18 protein-coding genes are annotated in these 19,740 nt (G+C 38.4%); 9 read left to right on the plus strand and 9 right to left on the minus strand.

The window, feature by feature from the left end; translation table 11 throughout:
- Positions 1–27: 27 nt before the first annotated feature.
- From HPC40_RS01115 to HPC40_RS01130, 4 genes are read right to left on the minus strand one after another with little or no spacing between them, the layout of a single operon-like run.
- The gene (locus HPC40_RS01115) at positions 28–681 is read right to left on the minus strand and encodes an ABC transporter ATP-binding protein (RefSeq protein ID WP_208117641.1); all 654 of its coding nucleotides are present in this window, start codon (positions 679–681) and stop codon (positions 28–30) included.
- Positions 678–1,475, minus strand: a complete 798-nt coding sequence (locus HPC40_RS01120; RefSeq protein ID WP_208117642.1) for an ABC transporter permease — start codon at positions 1,473–1,475, stop codon at positions 678–680. Before HPC40_RS01120 ends, HPC40_RS01115 begins: the two co-directional genes overlap by 4 nt.
- On the minus strand, positions 1,475–2,626 hold the full coding sequence (locus tag HPC40_RS01125; RefSeq protein WP_208117643.1) for a capsule biosynthesis protein: 1,152 nt from the start codon (positions 2,624–2,626) through the stop codon (positions 1,475–1,477). Before HPC40_RS01125 ends, HPC40_RS01120 begins: the two co-directional genes overlap by 1 nt.
- 7 nt (positions 2,627–2,633) lie before the next feature.
- Positions 2,634–3,785: a polysaccharide biosynthesis/export family protein gene (locus HPC40_RS01130; RefSeq protein WP_235972259.1), complete on the minus strand. Its 1,152-nt coding sequence runs from the start codon at positions 3,783–3,785 to the stop codon at positions 2,634–2,636.
- A 207-nt stretch (positions 3,786–3,992) separates the two neighbouring features.
- On the opposite strand from HPC40_RS01130, the gene HPC40_RS01135 reads away from it, so the two are divergent.
- From HPC40_RS01135 to HPC40_RS01145, 3 genes are read left to right on the plus strand one after another with little or no spacing between them, the layout of a single operon-like run.
- Positions 3,993–5,108 (plus strand): stealth family protein, encoded by a 1,116-nt coding sequence (locus tag HPC40_RS01135; RefSeq protein ID WP_208117645.1) that lies wholly within the window; start codon positions 3,993–3,995, stop codon positions 5,106–5,108.
- Positions 5,095–7,761, plus strand: coding sequence for a bifunctional glycosyltransferase/CDP-glycerol:glycerophosphate glycerophosphotransferase (locus HPC40_RS01140; RefSeq protein ID WP_208117646.1), 2,667 nt, complete (start codon positions 5,095–5,097; stop codon positions 7,759–7,761). The genes HPC40_RS01135 and HPC40_RS01140 overlap by 14 nt, the downstream gene beginning before the upstream one ends.
- Positions 7,754–8,932: an SGNH/GDSL hydrolase family protein gene (locus HPC40_RS01145; protein ID WP_208117647.1), complete on the plus strand. Its 1,179-nt coding sequence runs from the start codon at positions 7,754–7,756 to the stop codon at positions 8,930–8,932. Before HPC40_RS01140 ends, HPC40_RS01145 begins: the two co-directional genes overlap by 8 nt.
- A 22-nt stretch (positions 8,933–8,954) precedes the next feature.
- Here the strand turns inward: HPC40_RS01145 and HPC40_RS01150 are convergent, their stop codons facing one another.
- Positions 8,955–9,131, minus strand: a complete 177-nt coding sequence (locus HPC40_RS01150; RefSeq protein ID WP_208117648.1) for a hypothetical protein — start codon at positions 9,129–9,131, stop codon at positions 8,955–8,957.
- Between the two features lie 105 nt (positions 9,132–9,236).
- On the opposite strand from HPC40_RS01150, the gene kdsA reads away from it, so the two are divergent.
- The 4 genes from kdsA to HPC40_RS01170 are packed head-to-tail and all read left to right on the plus strand — an operon-like array spanning position 9,237 to position 14,348.
- Positions 9,237–10,067, plus strand: a complete 831-nt coding sequence (gene kdsA, locus HPC40_RS01155; protein ID WP_208117649.1) for a 3-deoxy-8-phosphooctulonate synthase — start codon at positions 9,237–9,239, stop codon at positions 10,065–10,067.
- Positions 10,067–12,115: a capsular polysaccharide biosynthesis protein gene (locus HPC40_RS01160; RefSeq protein WP_235972260.1), complete on the plus strand. Its 2,049-nt coding sequence runs from the start codon at positions 10,067–10,069 to the stop codon at positions 12,113–12,115. Before kdsA ends, HPC40_RS01160 begins: the two co-directional genes overlap by 1 nt.
- A 17-nt stretch (positions 12,116–12,132) precedes the next feature.
- Positions 12,133–13,377 (plus strand): capsule biosynthesis protein, encoded by a 1,245-nt coding sequence (locus tag HPC40_RS01165; RefSeq protein WP_208117650.1) that lies wholly within the window; start codon positions 12,133–12,135, stop codon positions 13,375–13,377.
- Entirely contained in the window at positions 13,374–14,348 is a 975-nt protein-coding gene (locus HPC40_RS01170; protein ID WP_208117651.1) for a DUF1266 domain-containing protein, read from the plus strand. The genes HPC40_RS01165 and HPC40_RS01170 overlap by 4 nt, the downstream gene beginning before the upstream one ends.
- Positions 14,349–14,396: 48 nt before the next feature.
- Here the strand turns inward: HPC40_RS01170 and HPC40_RS01175 are convergent, their stop codons facing one another.
- Positions 14,397–14,735 carry a carboxymuconolactone decarboxylase family protein gene (locus HPC40_RS01175; RefSeq protein WP_208117652.1) on the minus strand — a complete coding sequence of 113 codons (339 nt, stop codon included), beginning with the start codon at positions 14,733–14,735 and terminating at the stop codon, positions 14,397–14,399.
- A 128-nt stretch (positions 14,736–14,863) separates the two neighbouring features.
- On the opposite strand from HPC40_RS01175, the gene HPC40_RS01180 reads away from it, so the two are divergent.
- Positions 14,864–15,772 (plus strand): helix-turn-helix domain-containing protein, encoded by a 909-nt coding sequence (locus tag HPC40_RS01180; RefSeq protein ID WP_208117653.1) that lies wholly within the window; start codon positions 14,864–14,866, stop codon positions 15,770–15,772.
- Here HPC40_RS01180 and HPC40_RS01185 read toward each other — a convergent pair.
- Entirely contained in the window at positions 15,747–16,298 is a 552-nt protein-coding gene (locus HPC40_RS01185; protein WP_208117654.1) for a nitroreductase family protein, read from the minus strand. The two genes, HPC40_RS01180 and HPC40_RS01185, sit on opposite strands and share 26 nt — an antisense overlap.
- A gap of 92 nt (positions 16,299–16,390) precedes the next feature.
- On the opposite strand from HPC40_RS01185, the gene sppA reads away from it, so the two are divergent.
- A complete protein-coding gene (gene sppA, locus HPC40_RS01190; RefSeq protein ID WP_208117655.1) occupies positions 16,391–18,253 on the plus strand; it encodes a signal peptide peptidase SppA in 1,863 nt (620 codons plus the stop codon).
- A 59-nt stretch (positions 18,254–18,312) separates the two neighbouring features.
- On the opposite strand, the gene trxA is transcribed toward sppA, so the two are convergent.
- On the minus strand, positions 18,313–18,639 hold the full coding sequence (gene trxA / locus HPC40_RS01195; protein ID WP_208117656.1) for a thioredoxin: 327 nt from the start codon (positions 18,637–18,639) through the stop codon (positions 18,313–18,315).
- Positions 18,640–18,742: 103 nt separating this feature from the next.
- Positions 18,743–19,735 (minus strand): 2-hydroxyacid dehydrogenase, encoded by a 993-nt coding sequence (locus HPC40_RS01200; protein WP_208117657.1) that lies wholly within the window; start codon positions 19,733–19,735, stop codon positions 18,743–18,745.
- Positions 19,736–19,740 lie beyond the last annotated feature (5 nt).

Consider the following 19,740-nt stretch of genomic DNA (forward strand, 5'->3'; position numbering starts at 1 on the left):
AATGCAAAGTGCGGTTAAACCGCACTTTTACTTTTGAGTGTTATTATAATAGTTATACGCTTCATCAATAGAAGGGAAATTATACATATACCCTTTTTCTAATACCAACGCATTATCACAATATTCGCGAATTGCTGAGGGACTATGAGAAACTAGAATAATCGAACGATCTTTGCGCTTTTCAAACAATTCATACTTGCATTTTGCAGCAAAACGAGAATCACCTACTGCAATCACTTCATCAATCAAATAGCAATCAAATTCCACTGACAGTGAGAGAGCAAAGGCTAAGCGGGCTTTCATTCCTGAGGAATATTTCTTAACGGGCTCATAGAGATAATCACCCAGCTCGGAGAACTCTTCGGTAAAACGCTTGACGTAGTCAACATCCACATCATAAATACGACAAATAAAACGCAGATTATCCATGCCCGTTAAGCTACCTTGAAATGCACCGCTAAATGCGAGAGGCCAAGAAATACTCATACTACGATGAATAACACCTGTTGTAGGAGGCTCTACACCACTAATTAAGCGAATCAGCGTGGACTTACCCGCTCCATTACGCCCAAGAATACCAATTTTTTCACCCTTTTCCAGTTTAAAATTAATGTCATGTAATACTGTTTTCCACCCACTGCGAGTTTGGTAGCGTTTGCTCACATTTTCAACACAAATCATGAAGGCTCCACTCCTTGGCTGAATTTATTTACCAACGCAAGCCCGATCAACAGCATAGTTAAATTACATAAAATTAAAAAATATGGATCTTCGTGCGTAATAACTTGGTTACCAAAATAGCCATGTCGAAGCATTTCGGTACCACTCACCATTGGTATCCATTTCACATATGCTTGCACACTTTCTGGCAACGAGTTTACAAAAAAGAAAGCACCCGATAGTGGTAAAATAATAAAACTCAATGTGCTCCAAATTTTAGAAAATGCCTCAAAATAAAAGGCAATGGCACTAATGATTAACCCAAGCCCTAATGCAAACATTGCCATTAACGACCAAGCAAATAACATATAAAGCGTATCATTTGGCAGATCAATCCAACCAAGCAAAACAAAAACAGCCATAATGATAATTTGCGCAATGCTTGCCCCCGCAATTTCAAGCAACATACGAGCAATCAGCGTATCCAATACTCTGACATTGCGATGATACAACAGCCCAATATTTGCATTAATCGCACCAATGGCACGACTTGACGCATTTCGCCACATCATAGCCATTGGATAACCCGTTATAACAAATGCAATAATATTTAAAGTTGAATAACGATCAGCACGGAAAAATTTCCACATTAAGACAATCGCAAACGTAAGCAATAATGGTTCAACAAATAACCATAAAAAACCAAGATTTTTACGACCATAGCGTGTAATGATTTCGCGCATCAATAATGCACCAATTACTCGCCCTTGAATTGCAAGAGATTGACGAAATGTTGTTTGATCTCCGTATTGCATTAGTTTTTATGCTCTCTAATACTCGCAATTAATAAACTCAACACCCCGTATAAAATGAGACCAATAATAAAGGTCGATAAAATATTATACAGCCGCTGTGGTAATAGTGCTAAATCTGGTTTACTCGGTTGACTTATAACTTCCAAATAAAGTTGCTGGCGTTCAGCTTCATTCTTCGCATTTTGTAAAGCAGTTAATGCACTTGTTAATTGCTGTTGTGCAAGCGTGTTATCTAGCACTAATCGTTGATATTCTGCCGTTTGATTCACCATGGAATCATCCCCACCAAGCACTGATTGCATCTGTTGTGCAATCTCTCGCTTAATACTCTCCTCTCGACTTTTTAGGGTCTTAACTTGTGGGTTATTTGGCGTAATAGACCGCACTTGATCAAGCTGAGTTTGAATAGAAATTAATTCATCCTGAAGCTTAGAAATCAGTGTTAATACAACCTCAGATTGTGATTTCACATCAAAAATTCCGTTTTTGACACGGTAATGACTTAATGCTTGGGCTGATTCGTTAACACGGTTTTCCGCTTCCTTAACTGTTTGTTGTGCAAATAAAATCGTATCTTTACGAGCACGCTCATTCAACAAATTAATTAAACTTTCACCTTGTTTTAATAATTCTTGATTGACTGCTTGCGCATCATCGGCACTAAATGCTTTAATCGACAATGTTGCGATGCCAGAAACCGAATCTAAACTAATATTTTCTTGCTTTTGAAAATAGTGATAGAACGATTCCTCTTCTGAATTAATGCCGAGAGGGGCAAAGCGGGAGAATAAATCCCCTTTCTGCGTATAAAAGTCTCTTAACGGCAATACTTTTTGCAAATCAGCAAGTGCGGTTCGAGAACGCATAAATGCCTGTACTGTATAAGTATCATCTTGAGAACGCGCAAAACCAATGCTTTGCAATAACGCCCCAAAGCCACTAAGTGATGCTTGGCTACGAGATGATCGTACGACAAACGACGACTCTGATACATACACATCAGATGCCCATATGCTAAAATAAAATGCAGAACACACCGTTGGAATAATCACTGTAACCCAAAATAATGGATTAAATTTTTTCCATAATGACTTTTTAGATGAGGTTATAGCAACCGCACTTTGTGTTTTTTTCTCTAAGTCCTCAGTCATACTTACCTCAATCTGCAATACGCTCGATATTAGACACTGTACCTGTTACAGGTGAAGTAATCGAGAAAATTAAACGCAAGAATTTTTGGAATTCAGCTAATGGCGCATTAGACACATATACAATGTCATGATCTTCAATCGGGAAATGTTGTAACCAGAACAGTGATTTAGGCTCAAGCAAATTCAAACGGTAAACGGTTGGAATATCCATACCTGAAGTATAACCATTATTCGCCCACTTTTGCTTATCAACTATATTTAAATCATCAAATGGAATATAACGAAAGACAAAGACACCTCGCGGATCAGAACGGTTATCTAAAAGACCGCCCATTCGCCCAATCGCTTCAGCTAACGTTAGCCCTTTCGCTGCAAACCGCACTTCACGATTTGAACCTACAGCCCCCATTGCAGTGAAACTTAACGGATTATTTAGCAATGTTACTACATCGCCTGAACGTAAAGGAATATTCTCTTTGGGATTAGAAACGAGCGTATCTAAGGCAATTGTTTTCACTTGATTACCACGCGCAAGCTGCACGGACACATTACGCATATTATCTGATGCGCCCCCCACTGCTGCTACAGCATCCAAAACACGCTCTCCGTGGGCAGTTAATGGCATTCGCACACCATTGCCTTGACGTAGCACGGTAACATTAGCAGAATTATTTTTAACAATACGCACCATCACCTGCGGCTGATTCGCCATCCCTGATAAACGTCGTCGAATATCTGTTTGAATCTGCTCAGGTGTTTTTCCTCGCACAGAAATAGCACCAATAAATGGCACTGTAATACGCCCATTCTCACTCACCATTTGCTCAGGTAAACGAGTGACATCCGACGCACCCGCACCCGATTGGCTCAACACAGAGCCAAACAGCACCGCAGGTGGCGCCTCCCAAATCACAATGTCAAGCACATCACCCACATTCACCGTGCCACGATACACACCCGCGCTGCCACTGAGATGGCTAAACGACTGCGCCTGTTTTTGACGAAATAACTGATTTGAAACATGATCATTAACATCAATAACATCCACTGTTGGCAGCTCATTCTCGTCATTTTTCAGCTCAATCACCTTACTTTGGCTCGGACCTGAGGTTGGCATCAGATTGCAGCCTGAAAGCAACACGGCAGAAACGCAAAACATAAAAACCTTTATTTTCATAGTATTACATCTTAATTGACTTATATGATAATTAGCTATAATACACCTAAACACCTTAATCCACAAAATAAATCATATATTCTTGAGTGCATTTATATTATACTAAATGGATAAGTTAGCATTTTCTGCTTAATACACTGTAACAAATATGGCAACGCGTCAGGGAGATAAATTAAGCATAGGTATAGTATGCAGTTTCGTAAAATCCGCAAATTTCTCAAAAGCCCTGGGCTATTTTTCAGGGATTATTTCAATAAAAAGTACCCTGTCATTAATACTGAACAACAGCTAAATGAAGAAGATGAATACGCGATAATCAAAAACCAAACCAACCTGCAAGCACTGGAATCGAGCGTGAAATTCTCACATGAAGTGCCAGTGGACGCTGTGTTCACCTGGGTGAATGACCAAGACCCAGTCTGGCAGGCCAAATTTGCCCGATTTTCAAAATGTAGCACGCAAGATATCGCTCTCTTTGGAAAAGACAAAGCCCGCTTTAGCAACCACAATGAGTTGTTTTATTCCCTGCACAGTGTGCGCACCTATCTGCCTTGGATACGTAAAATTTTTATCGTGACCGACAACCAAGTGCCGCAGTGGTTCACCCCTAGCGACAACATCGTGATTGTGGATCATAAAACCATTATTGATCCCGAGTATTTGCCCACCTTCAACTCCCATGTGATTGAAGCGAATTTGCATAAAATTCCCGATTTAAGTGAAAACTTTATCTATTTCAATGATGATGTGTTTGTAGCCCGCCCGCTACTGAAAGAACACTTTTTCCGCAACAATGGCATTGCCTCTATTTTTATTTCAAATAAAAGCCTCAATGCCATGTTAAAAAAAGGCGTGATCACCCCCACACTCAGTGCCTCACTCAATGCGCGCGCGTTGTTGCGCATTCACTACGGCAGCGAGATCGACATCCCACTGGTGCACACGTATGTACCCTTGAAAAAAAGTGCTTATTTGAAGGCATGGGACACCTTTTTTGAAGAAATTCACGCTTTTTTGCCCAATCGCTTTCGCGGCAAGGAAGACATGAACCTCGCCACCTTCCTCGTGCCGTGGATTATGTACCTTGAAGGCAAATCTGTTTCAAGCAGAGAAATATGCTATTATTTCAACATTCGTTCACCTAATGCACTTACGCATTATAAAAAATTACTGACACAAAACACCAATGGCACGCAGCCACACTCGTTTTGTGCGAATGATTTTAAAGATGCTAAATTAATCCAAAGTTATCAATCTGACTTTGAAAAATTTATTACGGAGTATTTCAAAAATGAATCAAAGTAACGCATTCACCCCATTTTTTTCATTAATTATGCCAGTTTATAATGCTGGACCTTGGATTAGTGAAGCGATAGAAAGTATCATTAATCAAAAAAGAATCTCATTTACTAAAGAAGTACAATTAATACTCGTTGATGACAAATCAACAGATAACAGTTATACCATATGCCAATCTTTTCAAATTAGATATCCTAAAAATATTATATTGATTGAAAACCATTCTAATCAAGGACTATCTAAAACTCGCAATATTGGACTTGAATATGCAACAGGAGAATATATTAATTTTTTTGATCCTGATGATATTCTAACTAAAAATACACTATTTGAAATAAAAAACTTTATCAATAAAAACAATGAAGAAATTGCACATATATCTATCCCTCTAGAATATTTTGAAGCCGCTTCAGGAGCTCATCCAAAATATAAATTTCTTGGTGATAAAAACAGGATTATAGACTTAAATAAAGAAGGACATAATTTCATTTTATCATCTGCAAGCTCTTTTTATAAAAAAGATTTGATCAAAAATTTAAAATTTAATGATGCTATATTTGGTGACGAAGACACTTTATTTAACTTTTCTTTATATAGTAAAATCACTAAGTTTGGTTATATTTGTGAAAAAAACGTTAAATATATGTATAGAAGAAGAAAAACATCGAATTCACAAGTTGATAAAAGTAAAATCACTCCAGAAGCATTTTATACTCCTATTTATGTTCTCAACAATATTAATATCAATAAAAATTCAGAACTGTATTATGAACTGGCCATATATTTATTAAGATCTAGAATAAAAAATATCAAAAAGTCTATTTTTAAAGATTCAAAAGAATTTAACATCATTATAAATAATTATCGAGATATCTTAGAAAAAATACCTCTAAATTTTATTCAACACAAAAGTAAATTTGCAGATAATTCTATCAAGCTTCTGCTTTTAACAAATATATACAAAAATAAATTTGATATAAACAATAATGGAGAAATTTTAATTAAAAACCAGCCTGTTTTAAAAATTAATTATCTACCGTTGGATATTAAAGAAATCAAACTATATAACAATAATTTAGTTATTGAAACCTTATTCAATCATTTTGGTCTAAAAAACATAGAAATAGTAATATTCACTGAAGATAAAAAATTCATATATCCACAAGAAAAATATTACTGTGATAGTGTATACATTTATAGAGTAGATGATATTAAATCAAACGAAACAATTTTGTATAGCAGGTTTGAAATACCTGTATGCAAAAGCATGAAATTCAAATTATATTTTTTAAACAAAAGAAACGGATATATTCATATTATCAACAGACTACAAACTTATTCTGAAAATCCTTTCTTGGGATCTAGTATCTTCAACACTAGATCATTTAGACTATACTGTAAGACTGGTTATGACATCTCTTTCTATAGTAGAACTTTTTTTATCGAAAAATATAATAGAGCTAAAAAGTTCAAAAATAGACTGATCGCCTTCTATTCAATTTACAAAAATCATAAAAAATTTAAATGGTTAAGGCTTGCAAAACAAAGAAAAGCAGAATATTGGCTTTTCAATGATCGACCAATAACTGCAAATGATAATGCTGAAGCCTTATTCAGATATATATGTAATAACTATCCAGACTTCTCGAAAAGATGTTATTTCGTTTTAGATAAAAAATCTCCAGATATTAAAAGAATTAAAGCTATAGGAAATGTTGTAATTCAGAACAGTCTTAAGCATAAATATTTATACTTAAATGCAAAATATATTTTTACATCACATTTAGCATTAAATTTTTTCAAACCTATTCAGTATAGATTTTTAAAATATTATAATGATTTAATTGAAAGTAAAATAATTTGGCTGCAACATGGAATAACAATGAATAATATTGAAAGCGCTGCGAACAAGTTCAATAAACATGTTGATAAAGTTGTTACAGCTGCTAGTTTCGAAAAAAATATTTTTGGAAATAAAAGTTTCTTTTATAAGAAGACTGAAATCATTGAATCTGGATTTTCTCGCTATGATATACTAAATTCAAAAAGTGAAAATATTATTTTAATAATGCCCACTTGGCGTTCTTATTTAAGCGGAAAAATATTATCAAGTGGCATGCACGATAAGATAGACGGATTCGTTGACTCCGACTATTATAAAAATTTTAGCGAACTATTATCCAGTTCAAAATTACATAATTTAATTACTAAAAATAATTATCGAATTAAATTCGTACTACATCCTGGACTTAGACAGTATGCTGAGTACTTTTTTAAACTTCAAAGTGAAAGGATAGAAATAATATCCAAAAACTCTATATCGTATAGTCAATTATTTAATAAATCAGCTATCATGATAACCGATTATTCAAGTGTATTTTTTGATTTTAGTTATCTAAGAAAACCTTGTGTGTTTTTTCAATTCGATGAAGAGGATTTTTATTCAAAACATTATAAAAAAGGTATTTTTGATTTCCATTCGATGGCCCCTGGCAAGGTTTGTCATAAGTCAGATGAAGTTATCGACCAACTAATTCATATCGTCAACAACAGAGGAAAAATGGATAAATTATATCTTGAAAGAACTAATAAAATATTTTTAGCCATCGACAACCAAAATTCGTCAAGATTATTTACGGAGATTTTAAGAAATGACTGATATGAAAAGAACAATTAGAATTAAAGAATTCAAACCATCAATCTTGAGAGTTCATGTTCCAGAGGATTCATACATAAAAAAAAGCACTGGACTTCAAGAAAATATTGCTTATATGCAGAAAACAGATGACCAAGGTTTTTTAAAATCATATTTAGATTTAAGCTCAAACAATAAGGTTGTTATTATTGGTGATTCTTTTGTAGAAACAATATTCGTCAATGAATCAAAAAGAATACACTCTCTTGTTGAGGAAAAACTTTTAAAAAATTTTTATAAAAACATTAAAGTATATAATGCTGGCGTCTCTGGCGCAACGGGAATAAATATATTAAATACTATTATTAATAAAATAGCTTTTATGAAACCTGAAATCTTAATATATATTCAACCCTCTTGTGACTTTACTGCTTTACAGTTTGAAAACGGCTATTCAAACAATAGTAAATTCTTTTCCAATTTTACACCAAACGATAGTTTCAATGAAAAAATATTTTTTGAAACAATTGAGGAAAATTCTTACCAGATACTCAACAACATTAAAACGATAAATTATATATGCAAGTTAAATAATATAAAATTATGCATAGCTACATGCTGTTCAAACTCATCAAGAAGGCAATTAAATATAATGAATAACATTATATTAAAAAATTCTCATATTGGATATGATGTCATCGATTTGGATTCTTTATACCCTAATAAATCATCTGAGTTTTTTTATGACAAACAACATATTAACGAAAAGGGATGTGATTTTTTATCTGATATTCTTTCTGAATACATAAATTCAACAATTAAAAGTGAAGACCATAAATACACCATAAAAAAAACAAACTTAATAGAATCTAAAAAAGAAATTAATAATCATTTAACGATTAGTCATAGCATTGGTATATTCAAACCTAACAAAGTTTCAGTGAACTTCACCTTCAACAGTGCCATGGGGAGAAAAGAATCCAAATCCATTAAAATAACAGCAAAGTACAAAATAAGCAATGAATATCACAGTGAAGAAACTTTTGTATTACCATATATTAGTGGGTATAAAATGAATTTTTCTATAAATTTAAAGAAAAATATATTAAATTCTATAGAGATAAAAATAGAGTCCGAAATAATAGATTTGGTTCTTGAGCATTGTGAGTTGTGTGTCGTACATTCAATGAGCTAGAATTAATATTGAAAAATCCCTACTAACGTTGGGATTTTTCTTTTGAACGTTCATGCTTGTCACGCTTCTTCGGCCCATAAGCCTCTTCATGATCGGTGGCGAGGAAACGTTTATCGTTAAGGAGTTTGTTGCCGTGTTTAAGCAGTATGTTTAAGCATTTGCGGTATTTTTCTTCGTCGTATTCAAATTCTTTTTCCATCGTTCCTCCTCTTTGCCAAGCTAAGTGCCAAAGTGCGGTTGGGCTATGTTTTTGGCACTATTTGGTGTAATATAAGACAACAATTAACTGAAATATGCTTTGCTTATGAACACATTATCACTCTCAAATACCTCCCCTTTCACGCTCTTCGGTGGCATTAATGTGCTGGAGGATTTGGATTCCACGCTGAATGCCTGTGAAAAATATGTCAAGGTGACAGATAAACTAGGGATTCCTTATGTATTTAAGGCCTCTTTTGATAAAGCGAACCGCTCTTCAATCCATTCTTATCGCGGGGTGGGACTTGATGAGGGGATGAAAATCTTCCAAGCTGTTAAGCGTGAGTTCAATGTACCGGTGATAACCGATGTTCACGAGCCGTGGCAGTGTGAGATCGTTTCGGAAACCTGCGATGTGCTGCAACTGCCCGCATTTTTAGCACGCCAAACCGATTTGGTGGTAGCGATGGCAAAAACAGGGCGTACTATCAACATTAAAAAGCCGCAATTTTTAAGCCCGCACCAAATGAAAAATATTGTTGAAAAGTTCAATGAAGCGGGCAACCATGATCTCATTTTGTGCGAGCGCGGTGCTAATTTTGGTTATGATAATCTAGTTGTTGATATGCTAGGTTTTGGGGTGATGAAAAAAGTATGTGGTAATTTGCCGATTATTTTTGATGTTACCCATTCTCTACAACAACGTGAGGCAGGTGCTGCCGCTTCAGGTGGGCGACGTGATCAAGTCCTTGATCTTGCGCTTGCTGGCATGGCTACTGGTTTAGCGGGGCTGTTTTTAGAATCCCACGCTAATCCAGACAAAGCGAAATGTGATGGGCCAAGTGCACTGCCATTGAACCTGTTGGAAGACTTTTTAACCCGCGTGAAAGCCGTCGATGATGTGGTGAAATCATTTGGTAAATTAGATATTCAATAATGCAAAAATCACTTGCGCTCGTTTTTTCTCGTGGCATTTGGCACACACCGCACTTAGCCCAATTTTTGCCGGAATACACTCTCACGCAAAAAAAGCAAAGTGCAGTTAGCACGGTGTTAGGTTGGGGCTTGCGTCCAACGACGAAAAAAGCACGCGACTTTGCCAAGGCGCATAATCTACCGTACATCGCGCTGGAGGATGGTTTTCTCCGCTCTCTCGGCTTAGGTTGTGAAGGTTATGCACCATTTTCGATGGTAATCGACAATCTTGGCATATACTACGATACAACTCGCCCTTCACGCCTTGAGCAACTGATTTTATCCCCCATTCCCCCAGAAATCTTGACTGATGCACAGCGTGCATTGGGCTTAATTGTTGACTACAAACTTAGCAAATATAACCATGCACCTAATTTTGTGGATGACACACCGCACAACAAACCTCGCATTTTAGTTATTGATCAAACATTCGGTGATATGGCGGTGCGTTTTGGGCAAGCCGATGAAAACACGTTCAATCTGATGCTTGACTGTGCGTTGGCTGAAAACCCAAACGCTGAAATTTGGGTGAAAACACACCCAGATGTCATCAGTGGCAAAAAACAAGGCTACCTGACCGCACTTTCACATTTTAAAGACAAAGTGCGGTTAATTAGCGACAATGCCAATCCGCTCTCATTGCTTGAGTGTGTGGATAAAGTCTATTGTGTAACGTCTCAAATGGGATTTGAGGCATTAATGCTCAATAAACCTGTGGTCATCTTTGGCGTCGCTTGGTTTGCTGGTTGGGGCTTAACCGATGATCGTCATCCTGCTATTAAACAATTAACTACTCAAAAGCGTAGAGCTAACCGCACTTTACTTCATTTATTTTCCTGTGCCTATCTGCAATACAGCCGTTACATCAATCCTGTTACGGGCAAGACCGGTACTATTTTCGATGTGATTGATTATTTAAATCAAGGAAAACAACTCAACCAACGTTTGGCTGGCAATCTCTACTGTATCGGTATGTCGTTATGGAAGCGCGCCGTGATTAAGCCGTTTTTCCAACTTCCAAGCTGTAAATTGCACTTTTTCTCATCCATCAAGAAATTACAAAACCGCACTTTGCCATCTGATGCCAAACTGCTAATTTGGGGGCAAGGACAAGAAGCATTGCTCCATTTTGCCTCCCTGCGTGAGCTAAGCGTGTTACGTATGGAAGATGGTTTTATCCGCTCTGTTGGTCTAGGGTCTAACCTAGTTGCACCATTATCACTTGTCATTGATGATCTCGGCATTTATTTTAATGGACATGCCCCATCAAGATTAGAATATATTTTACAAAATCACCTTTTTACCGATCACGATCGCATACAGGGAGAGCATTTACAGAATACCTTAGTAACGCAACATATCGGCAAATATAATGTTGGTGAGAGTGGATTTTCGGTTCAACATAACGGAAAAAAAGTTATTTTAGTGCCAGGGCAAGTAGAAGATGATGCCTCTATTCGTTTTGGTTCACCGCAAATTAAGACAAATCTAGCGTTATTACACGCTGTGCGGCAAGCTAATCCGAACGCATATATTATTTATAAGCCCCACCCTGATGTGGTCAGTGGCAATCGAATCGGGTACATTGATATACAACAAGCACAAATTCTCGCGGATGAAATTGTAGAGAAAACTAATATTCTTGACTGTATTAACTGTGCCGATGAAGTGCATACAATGACATCTCTTTCTGGCTTCGAGGCCTTGCTACGAGGTAAAAAGGTGTTTTGTTATGGCTTACCGTTTTATGCCAATTGGGGCTTAACATATGATGCAATCCAAAGCCCAAGGCGTACTCGCACGCTGAAATTGAGCGAGTTGGTGGTGGCAACATTAGTCTATTACCCACAATATATTGACCCCACACGCAAAACACGCATAAATGCACAACGAGCAATTGAAATATTACAGCAACAACGGGTAAAATTAAAAGATGATAATGGACTGTACAGAAGTTGGTGTTCTAAGCAAATTGGAAAGCTAAAACAACTTTATCTTTCAATACGTTAAGCTGATTTGAGGAGTGAGTGTTGCAACATAATTTAGATGAACTGCTTGCCAGTGGCGAGCGTTTTTTGCTTTTACAAGGACCGATTGGGCATTTCTTTCGTGAATTGGCTCAGTGGCTTGAAGCACAAGGCAAGCAGTGCACTAAAATCAATTTTAATTTTGGTGATGAGCATTTTTATCCTGAAGGCAGCTCACACAATGTGATTGCTTATACCTCAACACTGGATGCTTTTGAACATGATTTGACCGACTTGGTGCAGCGTGAACAAATTCAAGCCATTATCTGTTTTGGCGATAATCGCTACTACCACACCATTGCTAAGCACGTAGCTGAGAAATTTCATCTCACCTTTTGGGCGTTTGAAGAAGGCTATTTCCGACCGCACTTTATTACACTGGAAAAAGACGGTGTAAATGATTTTTCTACTATTCCACGCTCAGCCGATTTCTATCTTGAACACGGTCAACACTTAACGCTTCCCTCTGAGCCTATTCCTGTTGCTTCAGGTTTTATGCCTGTTGCACGTCTTGCGATACGTTATTACACCAAAGCCTATTGGAATCGTACAAAATATCCACACTATAAGCATCATCGGCTTTTAAATATCAATTACTACATTCGATTATGGGTAATATCAGGTCTCAAGCGTCTATGTTATGCACTTGAAGATGCCAATTTTGCTAAACGTGTCGCACGAGGTGAGTTTGGCGATTTTTATATTGTCCCTCTACAAGTCTATGATGACAGCCAAGTTCGGGTACACAGTGATTTTGCTACTGTGCGTGATTTTTTAGAGCATGTATTAACATCTTTTGCTCAGCATGCCCCTGAGCATGTAAGTCTAATCGTGAAACATCACCCGATGGATCGGGGTTTTATTGATTACAGTGATGTCATTAAAAAATTTAAACACCGCGATCCCAAACTTAAACATCGCATATTCTATATTCACGACGTTGCCATGCCCATTTTTTTGCAATATGGCAAAGGCATGGTCACATTAAATAGCACTAGCGGTATTTCTGCCTTAATTCATAATATGCCCATCCTCACATTAGGGCGTGCAAATTACAATATGTCAGGATTAACCTATCAAGGCTCACTTGATGAATTTTGGCATAATCCTATTGCGCCAGATAAAAATGTATTTACGGCTTTCCGACATTATCATATGAATAAAACACAACTAAACGGCAACTTTTATACGCATACCATCTTACGCACCCCTTACAATCAAAATGCAGAATCGGAGTCTTCATGAAGCTCAAGCAACGTCTCTATTTAAAACAATTTAATTTTTTTATGCCGCTACTGGCGTCACTATTTTTGTGCTATTTCACTTTTATTTCCCCTTCGCAAACCGTGCCGTATTGGCTATTGCTGATCGGTGTGGTGATTTTAGGGCTTTATACTACGTTTAAAGTTTTTTTAAGTTTAGTTTTTGTGAAACGCGCTAACCAGCCATTAGGACGTTGCTTTTTTGGTACACTGCATACCGCCAAACCGCACTTTGCCTTAAAGAATAAAGCGGAAGAATTTGCAACACTGGCTGAGAGTTTATATGAGGTCACTCTCATCTGCTCCAATCAAAACAGTGCGTTAATTGAGCTTGCACGAAACCCACATTATGCACTCACAGGAACAGATGCCATGTATCTTAATGCGCTCGAAGGGCTTAAATCTCATGATGCGGGCTTCACTGGTCTGAAAGCACTATTGCAAACTTCATGGTCAGTCACTGATGGCGATAGTGCAATGAAAGCCATGCAGACACTTTGGCAGTCGGTGTTGCGCCAAGAAGAACAGATGATTGCAAGCATACCGCACTTTACGAAATATGACCAATGCCTCCGTGATTTTGGCTATGAGATAAACCCGCAAGATACACATGTCAACAGTGCTGGCTCTGATCTTGTGCAGTTTATTTGGCTGACGCGCGCCTGCTTCACGCTTGGTTTTATCAATGAAAATGAAACACGCAATATGCTCAGAGCTGCCGCCGTGTACCTCGCTGGAAATTATCAAACTTGGCAGCAATTAGCCTATTCGTATTTGATCACTTTTATTGACTGGGCTGCACGGGCGAAGCTCGATGTTCTTGCCTATTCATTAGTCAAACAGCGGATTTTTGCCGTTACTCAACTGTTTAATGATGCCAATAGCCCATTACACGGGGTGAAACTGGATGAACTACGGGCGTTTATTTTAGCGCAAGGGCAAGAAAAGCAATAAAAAACCGCACTTTCACATTAAAAGTGCGGTCAAGATCAAATGCTGTGCTTATTTTTGCGTTTCAAATGCTTCCAATGCACGCAATGAATAAGTGTATGCTGCCCCAGCATTGAGTGCAATTGCAGTGGCTAATGCGGCTGCCACTTCCTCTTCCGTTGCACCAGCTTTAACGGCTTCTTGAGCATGCACAGAAATACAGCTTTCACAGCGTGTTGTCACAGCAACTGCTAGGGCAATCAACTCTCGCGTTTTGGCATCCAGCACATTACCTTCCGCAGCTGCAGCATTCAATGCACCATAGGCTTGAAGCATTTTAGGGTATTTTTGCCCTAATTGACCAAATGATTTTTTCACATGTGATGTCTGATTTTTCCAATCTGCAAACATAATTTCTCCTTAATCCATATTGTGATTTACATCGTAAGATTGCTTGCGTATTATTGATACTTTAAAGCATACTTTCTTGTTATTTAGTATCATTATCTGTTTTTTTAATATTAAAATAGACACAACCGATGGATTATCTGGATAATTTAATTCAACTTGCTGATGTGCGTGGCGAAATCAATGTGTTATGCCGTTTTTGCGATAACTGGCAAATCACTCATGCAAAACAAAATCGTGGCATTTTCCATATCATCACTGTCGGGCAATGTGCGGTACACATTGGCAAAACACGACACTTACTCAAAAAAGGCGATATTCTTTTTTTACCGAATGGCATACCGCATTGGTTAGGAAATGTATTGGCAGGAGAAGAGAGCTCTCTTCATATGCAACGACAACAATATGGCGTATTTGAATTGCGTCAGAATAACATTCAACGCTATGATTTTGAAATGTTTTGTGGCTATTTTGATTATACGCAAAATGCTCTTTTATCCAATATGCTGCCCGATTATTGGATTTTATCAGGACAAGAAAATATTACCCTGCCACTGGTAATGATTCTGCAACAGGAAGCCAACCATCAACTCGGATCGCACGCAATTATCAATGGCTTATGCCATGTGTTATTAACCTATCTCATTCGTGATTACATTCAACACGGCGATACACTTGAGCAAAATATCTTTTCTGCCTTGCAAGACAAACGGCTATTTCATGCTGTAGATGCGATGTTAAAACAGCCCGAAAAAGCGTGGACTATGCACTCATTAGCTGAATGCTGTGCCATGTCTCGTGCCAATTTCATCCGCCTGTTCAAACAAAAAACAGGCACACCGCCAGGAAAATTTTTACTTGATCTGCGTATGCAAAAAGCACAAATGTTATTGAAAAATAGCAATAAATCTGTGCTGCATATCGCATTAGAAGTGGGTTATCAGTCAGAATCGCATTTCAGCAAAGTGTTTAAAAACCACACGGGTATCTCACCTAGCCATTATCGCATACATCTTAAAGATAGCTCAGGTACTCACTGACATTGTATTCACGACATCCATCGGGTTTGTGCTCTGCTGTGCCAATCATCACAAGTGCGATAACTTTATCATGAGCACCACACCCAAGAGCCTGACGCAATGCACTGCCCTCTACCCAAGGCCCCGTTACCCATACATTATCAAATCCTTGTGCATTTGCAGCGAGTTGTAACCCATAAGTGGCACAGCCTGCACATAGCATTTGTTCCCAACCTGGCACTTTTTCCAGATCAGGATTAACTTTTGCCACAACCGCAATTATCATCGGTGCTCGATGACTAACGCTATGCGCCTTGGCTTTTCGCTCTTCACCCAAATTGAGCTCTTCAACCGCACTTATCAATAAGTGTTCTAATTTATCCTGCCCTGCTTTATCAATCACCACAAAACGGTAAGGTTTCAACTTACCATGATCGGGGGCGTGCATTGCAGCCTGAATCATTTTTTCCAATTGTTCCGCATTAGGGGCTGGCTCAATTAATTTTTTGGTGGAACGACGTTGTAATAACAAATCCATTGCGTGCATTTTTATTCCTCGCGCTACTTTTTTAAAAAATTATTGCTACAATATACCCCATTTTTAATTAATGTATAAGTAATTATACTGAGGAAATGTTCATGACCGCCATTCTCTCTTTGTTGCGCTTTTTCTGGCGTGGACTTTGCTTTGTGCGTGATGTTGTAGTCAATATCTTCTTTATTGTGTTTATGTTGTTTGTCCTGAGCATAACCGCACTTTTCATCCGTACAAGCGGTGACATCCCAACGCCTGAAGGCGCATTGGTGCTCAATCTCGACGGATTTCTCGCCGATAACCGTCCAGAACGCGATCTAATTAGTCTATTACACGAAATGGATGATCGCAGTCTGCCACGACAAATTTCGACCTTTGATGTCGTTAATGCCATTATGACAGCAACACGCGATGAGCGAATTAAAGGCATTGTGCTGGATCTCAACTATTTTATCGGAGGTGATATTCCCTCTATTAACTTTATCGGAGAGGCTCTCAATGGCTTTAAAGCCACAGGCAGACCCGTTTATGCCTTAGCGCACCATTACACACAAAAACAATACTTGCTTGCAAGTTACGCGGATACAATTTATCTCAATCCCAATGGTGAAGTTGGCATTCAAGGAATGGCAACCAATACGCTATTTTTCAAATCACTATTGGAAAAATTGGACGTGACGCCACATATTTTCCGTGTTGGCACATATAAAGCCGCCGTTGAGCCATTTTTGCGTGATGATATGTCGCCAGAAGCGAAATCCAATACCGCACTTTGGTTGAATCAACTCTGGACACATTATGAAAAAACGGTTGCGCAAAATCGTAACATTGATCAAAGTGCGGTTTTGCCTGAGGCAAAACAGTTCCTTGAATTGTTACGCCAATACGATGGCGACAGCGCAAAATATGCGGTTAACACAGCATTGGTTACTCGCTTAGCGGACGATAACACCATCCGAGATGAGTTTATTCATACCTTTGGCGAAAATGATAAGGGCGAGTATCAACATATTACCTTATCAGACTATGTCTCTCTGTTGCCAAGTCGTTTTGATATTGATGCAAAAAATAAAATTGCGGTGGTCAATGTGGAGGGCGAAATCATCGACGGTTATAGTACTAATCAAGCCGTTGGTGGCGATAGTGTTGTCGAACAATTAGAGCGAGTCAGTAAAGATGAGGATGTAAAAGCCTTAATCTTGCGTGTCAACTCACCTGGCGGCAGCGCGTTTGCCAGTGAACTTATCCGCCAATCCGTGCAAGCCCTTAAAGCGAAAGGTTTGCCCGTGGTTGTCTCAATGGGGGGAATGGCAGCCTCTGGTGGCTACTGGATTTCAGCAGAGGCAGATAAAATTATTGCAAGCCCTACAACATTAACTGGCTCAATTGGCATTTTCTCCGCCTTCTTTACACTGGAAAACAGTTTAGCCAAACTTGGCATTCATAGCGATGGTGTTGCAACCAGCCCACTAAGTCAAATGGCATTAACCAATGCCTTGCCAAAAGAGATGGAAGACTACTTACAATTAAGCATTGAACATGGCTACAAACAATTCTTAACGCTCGTCTCTCAAGGACGACACATTAGCCTAGAACAAGCTGATCGTGTAGCGCAAGGGCAAGTGTGGCTAGGCGAAACCGCACTTGATAAAAAATTGGTCGATGGGTTAGGCGATTTTAATACAGCTGTTGATGAAACGGTTGATCTGATTAACGCCAAACGCCAGCAAGCAGGGCTTGAAAATGTATCGTCGATTAAAGTCCAGTGGTTCGTTGAACAAGATCATAGTCTGCTTGGCAAACTGCTCAACGATGGACAAGCAAAAGTCAAACAATGGGTATTAACTGCGTTTGGAATTCACCCGAGCTCAGCACTCGGCGTTGCCGCACAGCAATTAGGAACATTAAGCCAATTTAATGATCCGAAAGGGCAATATCTCTACTGCCTTGATTGCGGTTTACAATAAAAAACCGCACTTTTAAAAGTGCGGTCTAACATCAAGCCTCTCTATTGAGAGGCTTATCATTATGCGATGGATTTTTCGATTAATGCTGTTAATTGTGTTTTAGGCAATGCACCTACTTGGGTATTTACAGCTTTTCCTTCTTTAAAAATAACCAATGTTGGAATACTACGTACGCCAAATTTAGCCGCAACTTGCTGATTTTCATCAACATTAATTTTTGCAATTTTCACTTTGCCGTCTAATTCAGCCGCAATTTCATCAAGAATTGGCGCAATCATTTTACAAGGTCCGCACCACGGTGCCCAGAAATCCAAGACAACTGGGGTACTTGATTGTAAAACATCTTGTTCAAAACTTGCATCAGTTACGTGTAATACTTCACTCATTTTTTCATCCTTATATGTTATGGTGATGTTATCAAGAATAAGGGCTTATGCACGATTTTTCAAGTCTATTGCAAGAATTAAGACTAAACCGCACTTTTATTCCTTATGGGGTCACTTCATTCGCACACGGAATATTTCGCACCACATCAGCAATATTGCGTAAGGTTACCTCCGCAATATTCGTAATGGCATCTTCAGTCAAAAAGGCTTGATGCCCCGTCATCAGCACGTTATGTGATGCTGCCAATAACGAGAAAGTATCATCTTGAATAACATCATTGGATTTATCTTCAAAAAATAATCCTTGCTCATTTTCATACACATCAATACCAAGCCCTCGAATTTTATGACTTTTTAAGGCTTTTAATGCGTCTTTGGTGTTAATTAAAGAACCGCGGCTGGTGTTCACAATCAACACGCCATCACGCATTTTATCGAAGGCTTCCTTGTTTAACATATGGTAGTTTTCAGGCGTTGCTGGACAATGTAATGTAATCACGTGAGATTGGCGATATAGCGTATCTAAATCAACATATTTCGCACCTAACTCAAGCGCCTGTGGATTTTCAAATGGATCATACGTTAACACATTCATTCCAAGCCCTTTTAAAATCCGCATCACTGCCACACCGATTTTCCCACTGCCAATCACACCAGCCGTGCGTCCATACATATTAAAGCCCATCAGCCCTTCTAAGGAAAAATTCGCGTCTCTCGTACGGTTATAAGCACGGTGAATACGGCGATTAAGAGCCAACATCAACCCTACGGTATGCTCTGCTACGGCTTCAGGAGAGTAAGCTGGCACTCGCACGACTTTAATGCCAAGCTCTTGCGCCGCCTTCAAATCGACATTATTAAAACCAGCACAACGCAGTGCCACTAATTTCACACCAATGGCATTTAAACGTTCAAGCACACGACGATCAGCTACATCATTGACAAAAATACACACTGCATCAGCACCTTCTGCCATTTTCGCTGTACGTTCCGTGAGCATAAAATCGTAAAACTCTAGCTCAAAACCATATTTCACATTGACCAGCTCAAAATAATTCTTGTCATATTTTTTTGTGCTGTACACCGCAACTTTCATTTCTT

The organism is Spirabiliibacterium falconis, from assembly GCF_014885015.1.
In the GTDB taxonomy this organism is placed as follows: domain Bacteria; phylum Pseudomonadota; class Gammaproteobacteria; order Enterobacterales; family Pasteurellaceae; genus Spirabiliibacterium; species Spirabiliibacterium falconis.

Coding starts and splice junctions, on each gene's coding strand:
- HPC40_RS01115 (WP_208117641.1), bottom strand. CDS start 681: ATGATTTGTGTTGAAAATGTGAGCAAACGCTACCAAACTCGCAGTGGG.
- HPC40_RS01120 (WP_208117642.1), bottom strand. CDS start 1,475: ATGCAATACGGAGATCAAACAACATTTCGTCAATCTCTTGCAATTCAA.
- HPC40_RS01125 (WP_208117643.1), bottom strand. CDS start 2,626: ATGACTGAGGACTTAGAGAAAAAAACACAAAGTGCGGTTGCTATAACC.
- HPC40_RS01130 (WP_235972259.1), bottom strand. CDS start 3,785: ATGTTTTGCGTTTCTGCCGTGTTGCTTTCAGGCTGCAATCTGATGCCA.
- HPC40_RS01135 (WP_208117645.1), top strand. CDS start 3,993: ATGCAGTTTCGTAAAATCCGCAAATTTCTCAAAAGCCCTGGGCTATTT.
- HPC40_RS01140 (WP_208117646.1), top strand. CDS start 5,095: ATGAATCAAAGTAACGCATTCACCCCATTTTTTTCATTAATTATGCCA.
- HPC40_RS01145 (WP_208117647.1), top strand. CDS start 7,754: ATGACTGATATGAAAAGAACAATTAGAATTAAAGAATTCAAACCATCA.
- HPC40_RS01150 (WP_208117648.1), bottom strand. CDS start 9,131: ATGGAAAAAGAATTTGAATACGACGAAGAAAAATACCGCAAATGCTTA.
- kdsA (WP_208117649.1), top strand. CDS start 9,237: ATGAACACATTATCACTCTCAAATACCTCCCCTTTCACGCTCTTCGGT.
- HPC40_RS01160 (WP_235972260.1), top strand. CDS start 10,067: ATGCAAAAATCACTTGCGCTCGTTTTTTCTCGTGGCATTTGGCACACA.
- HPC40_RS01170 (WP_208117651.1), top strand. CDS start 13,374: ATGAAGCTCAAGCAACGTCTCTATTTAAAACAATTTAATTTTTTTATG.
- HPC40_RS01175 (WP_208117652.1), bottom strand. CDS start 14,735: ATGTTTGCAGATTGGAAAAATCAGACATCACATGTGAAAAAATCATTT.
- HPC40_RS01180 (WP_208117653.1), top strand. CDS start 14,864: ATGGATTATCTGGATAATTTAATTCAACTTGCTGATGTGCGTGGCGAA.
- HPC40_RS01185 (WP_208117654.1), bottom strand. CDS start 16,298: ATGCACGCAATGGATTTGTTATTACAACGTCGTTCCACCAAAAAATTA.
- sppA (WP_208117655.1), top strand. CDS start 16,391: ATGACCGCCATTCTCTCTTTGTTGCGCTTTTTCTGGCGTGGACTTTGC.
- trxA (WP_208117656.1), bottom strand. CDS start 18,639: ATGAGTGAAGTATTACACGTAACTGATGCAAGTTTTGAACAAGATGTT.
- HPC40_RS01200 (WP_208117657.1), bottom strand. CDS start 19,735: ATGAAAGTTGCGGTGTACAGCACAAAAAAATATGACAAGAATTATTTT.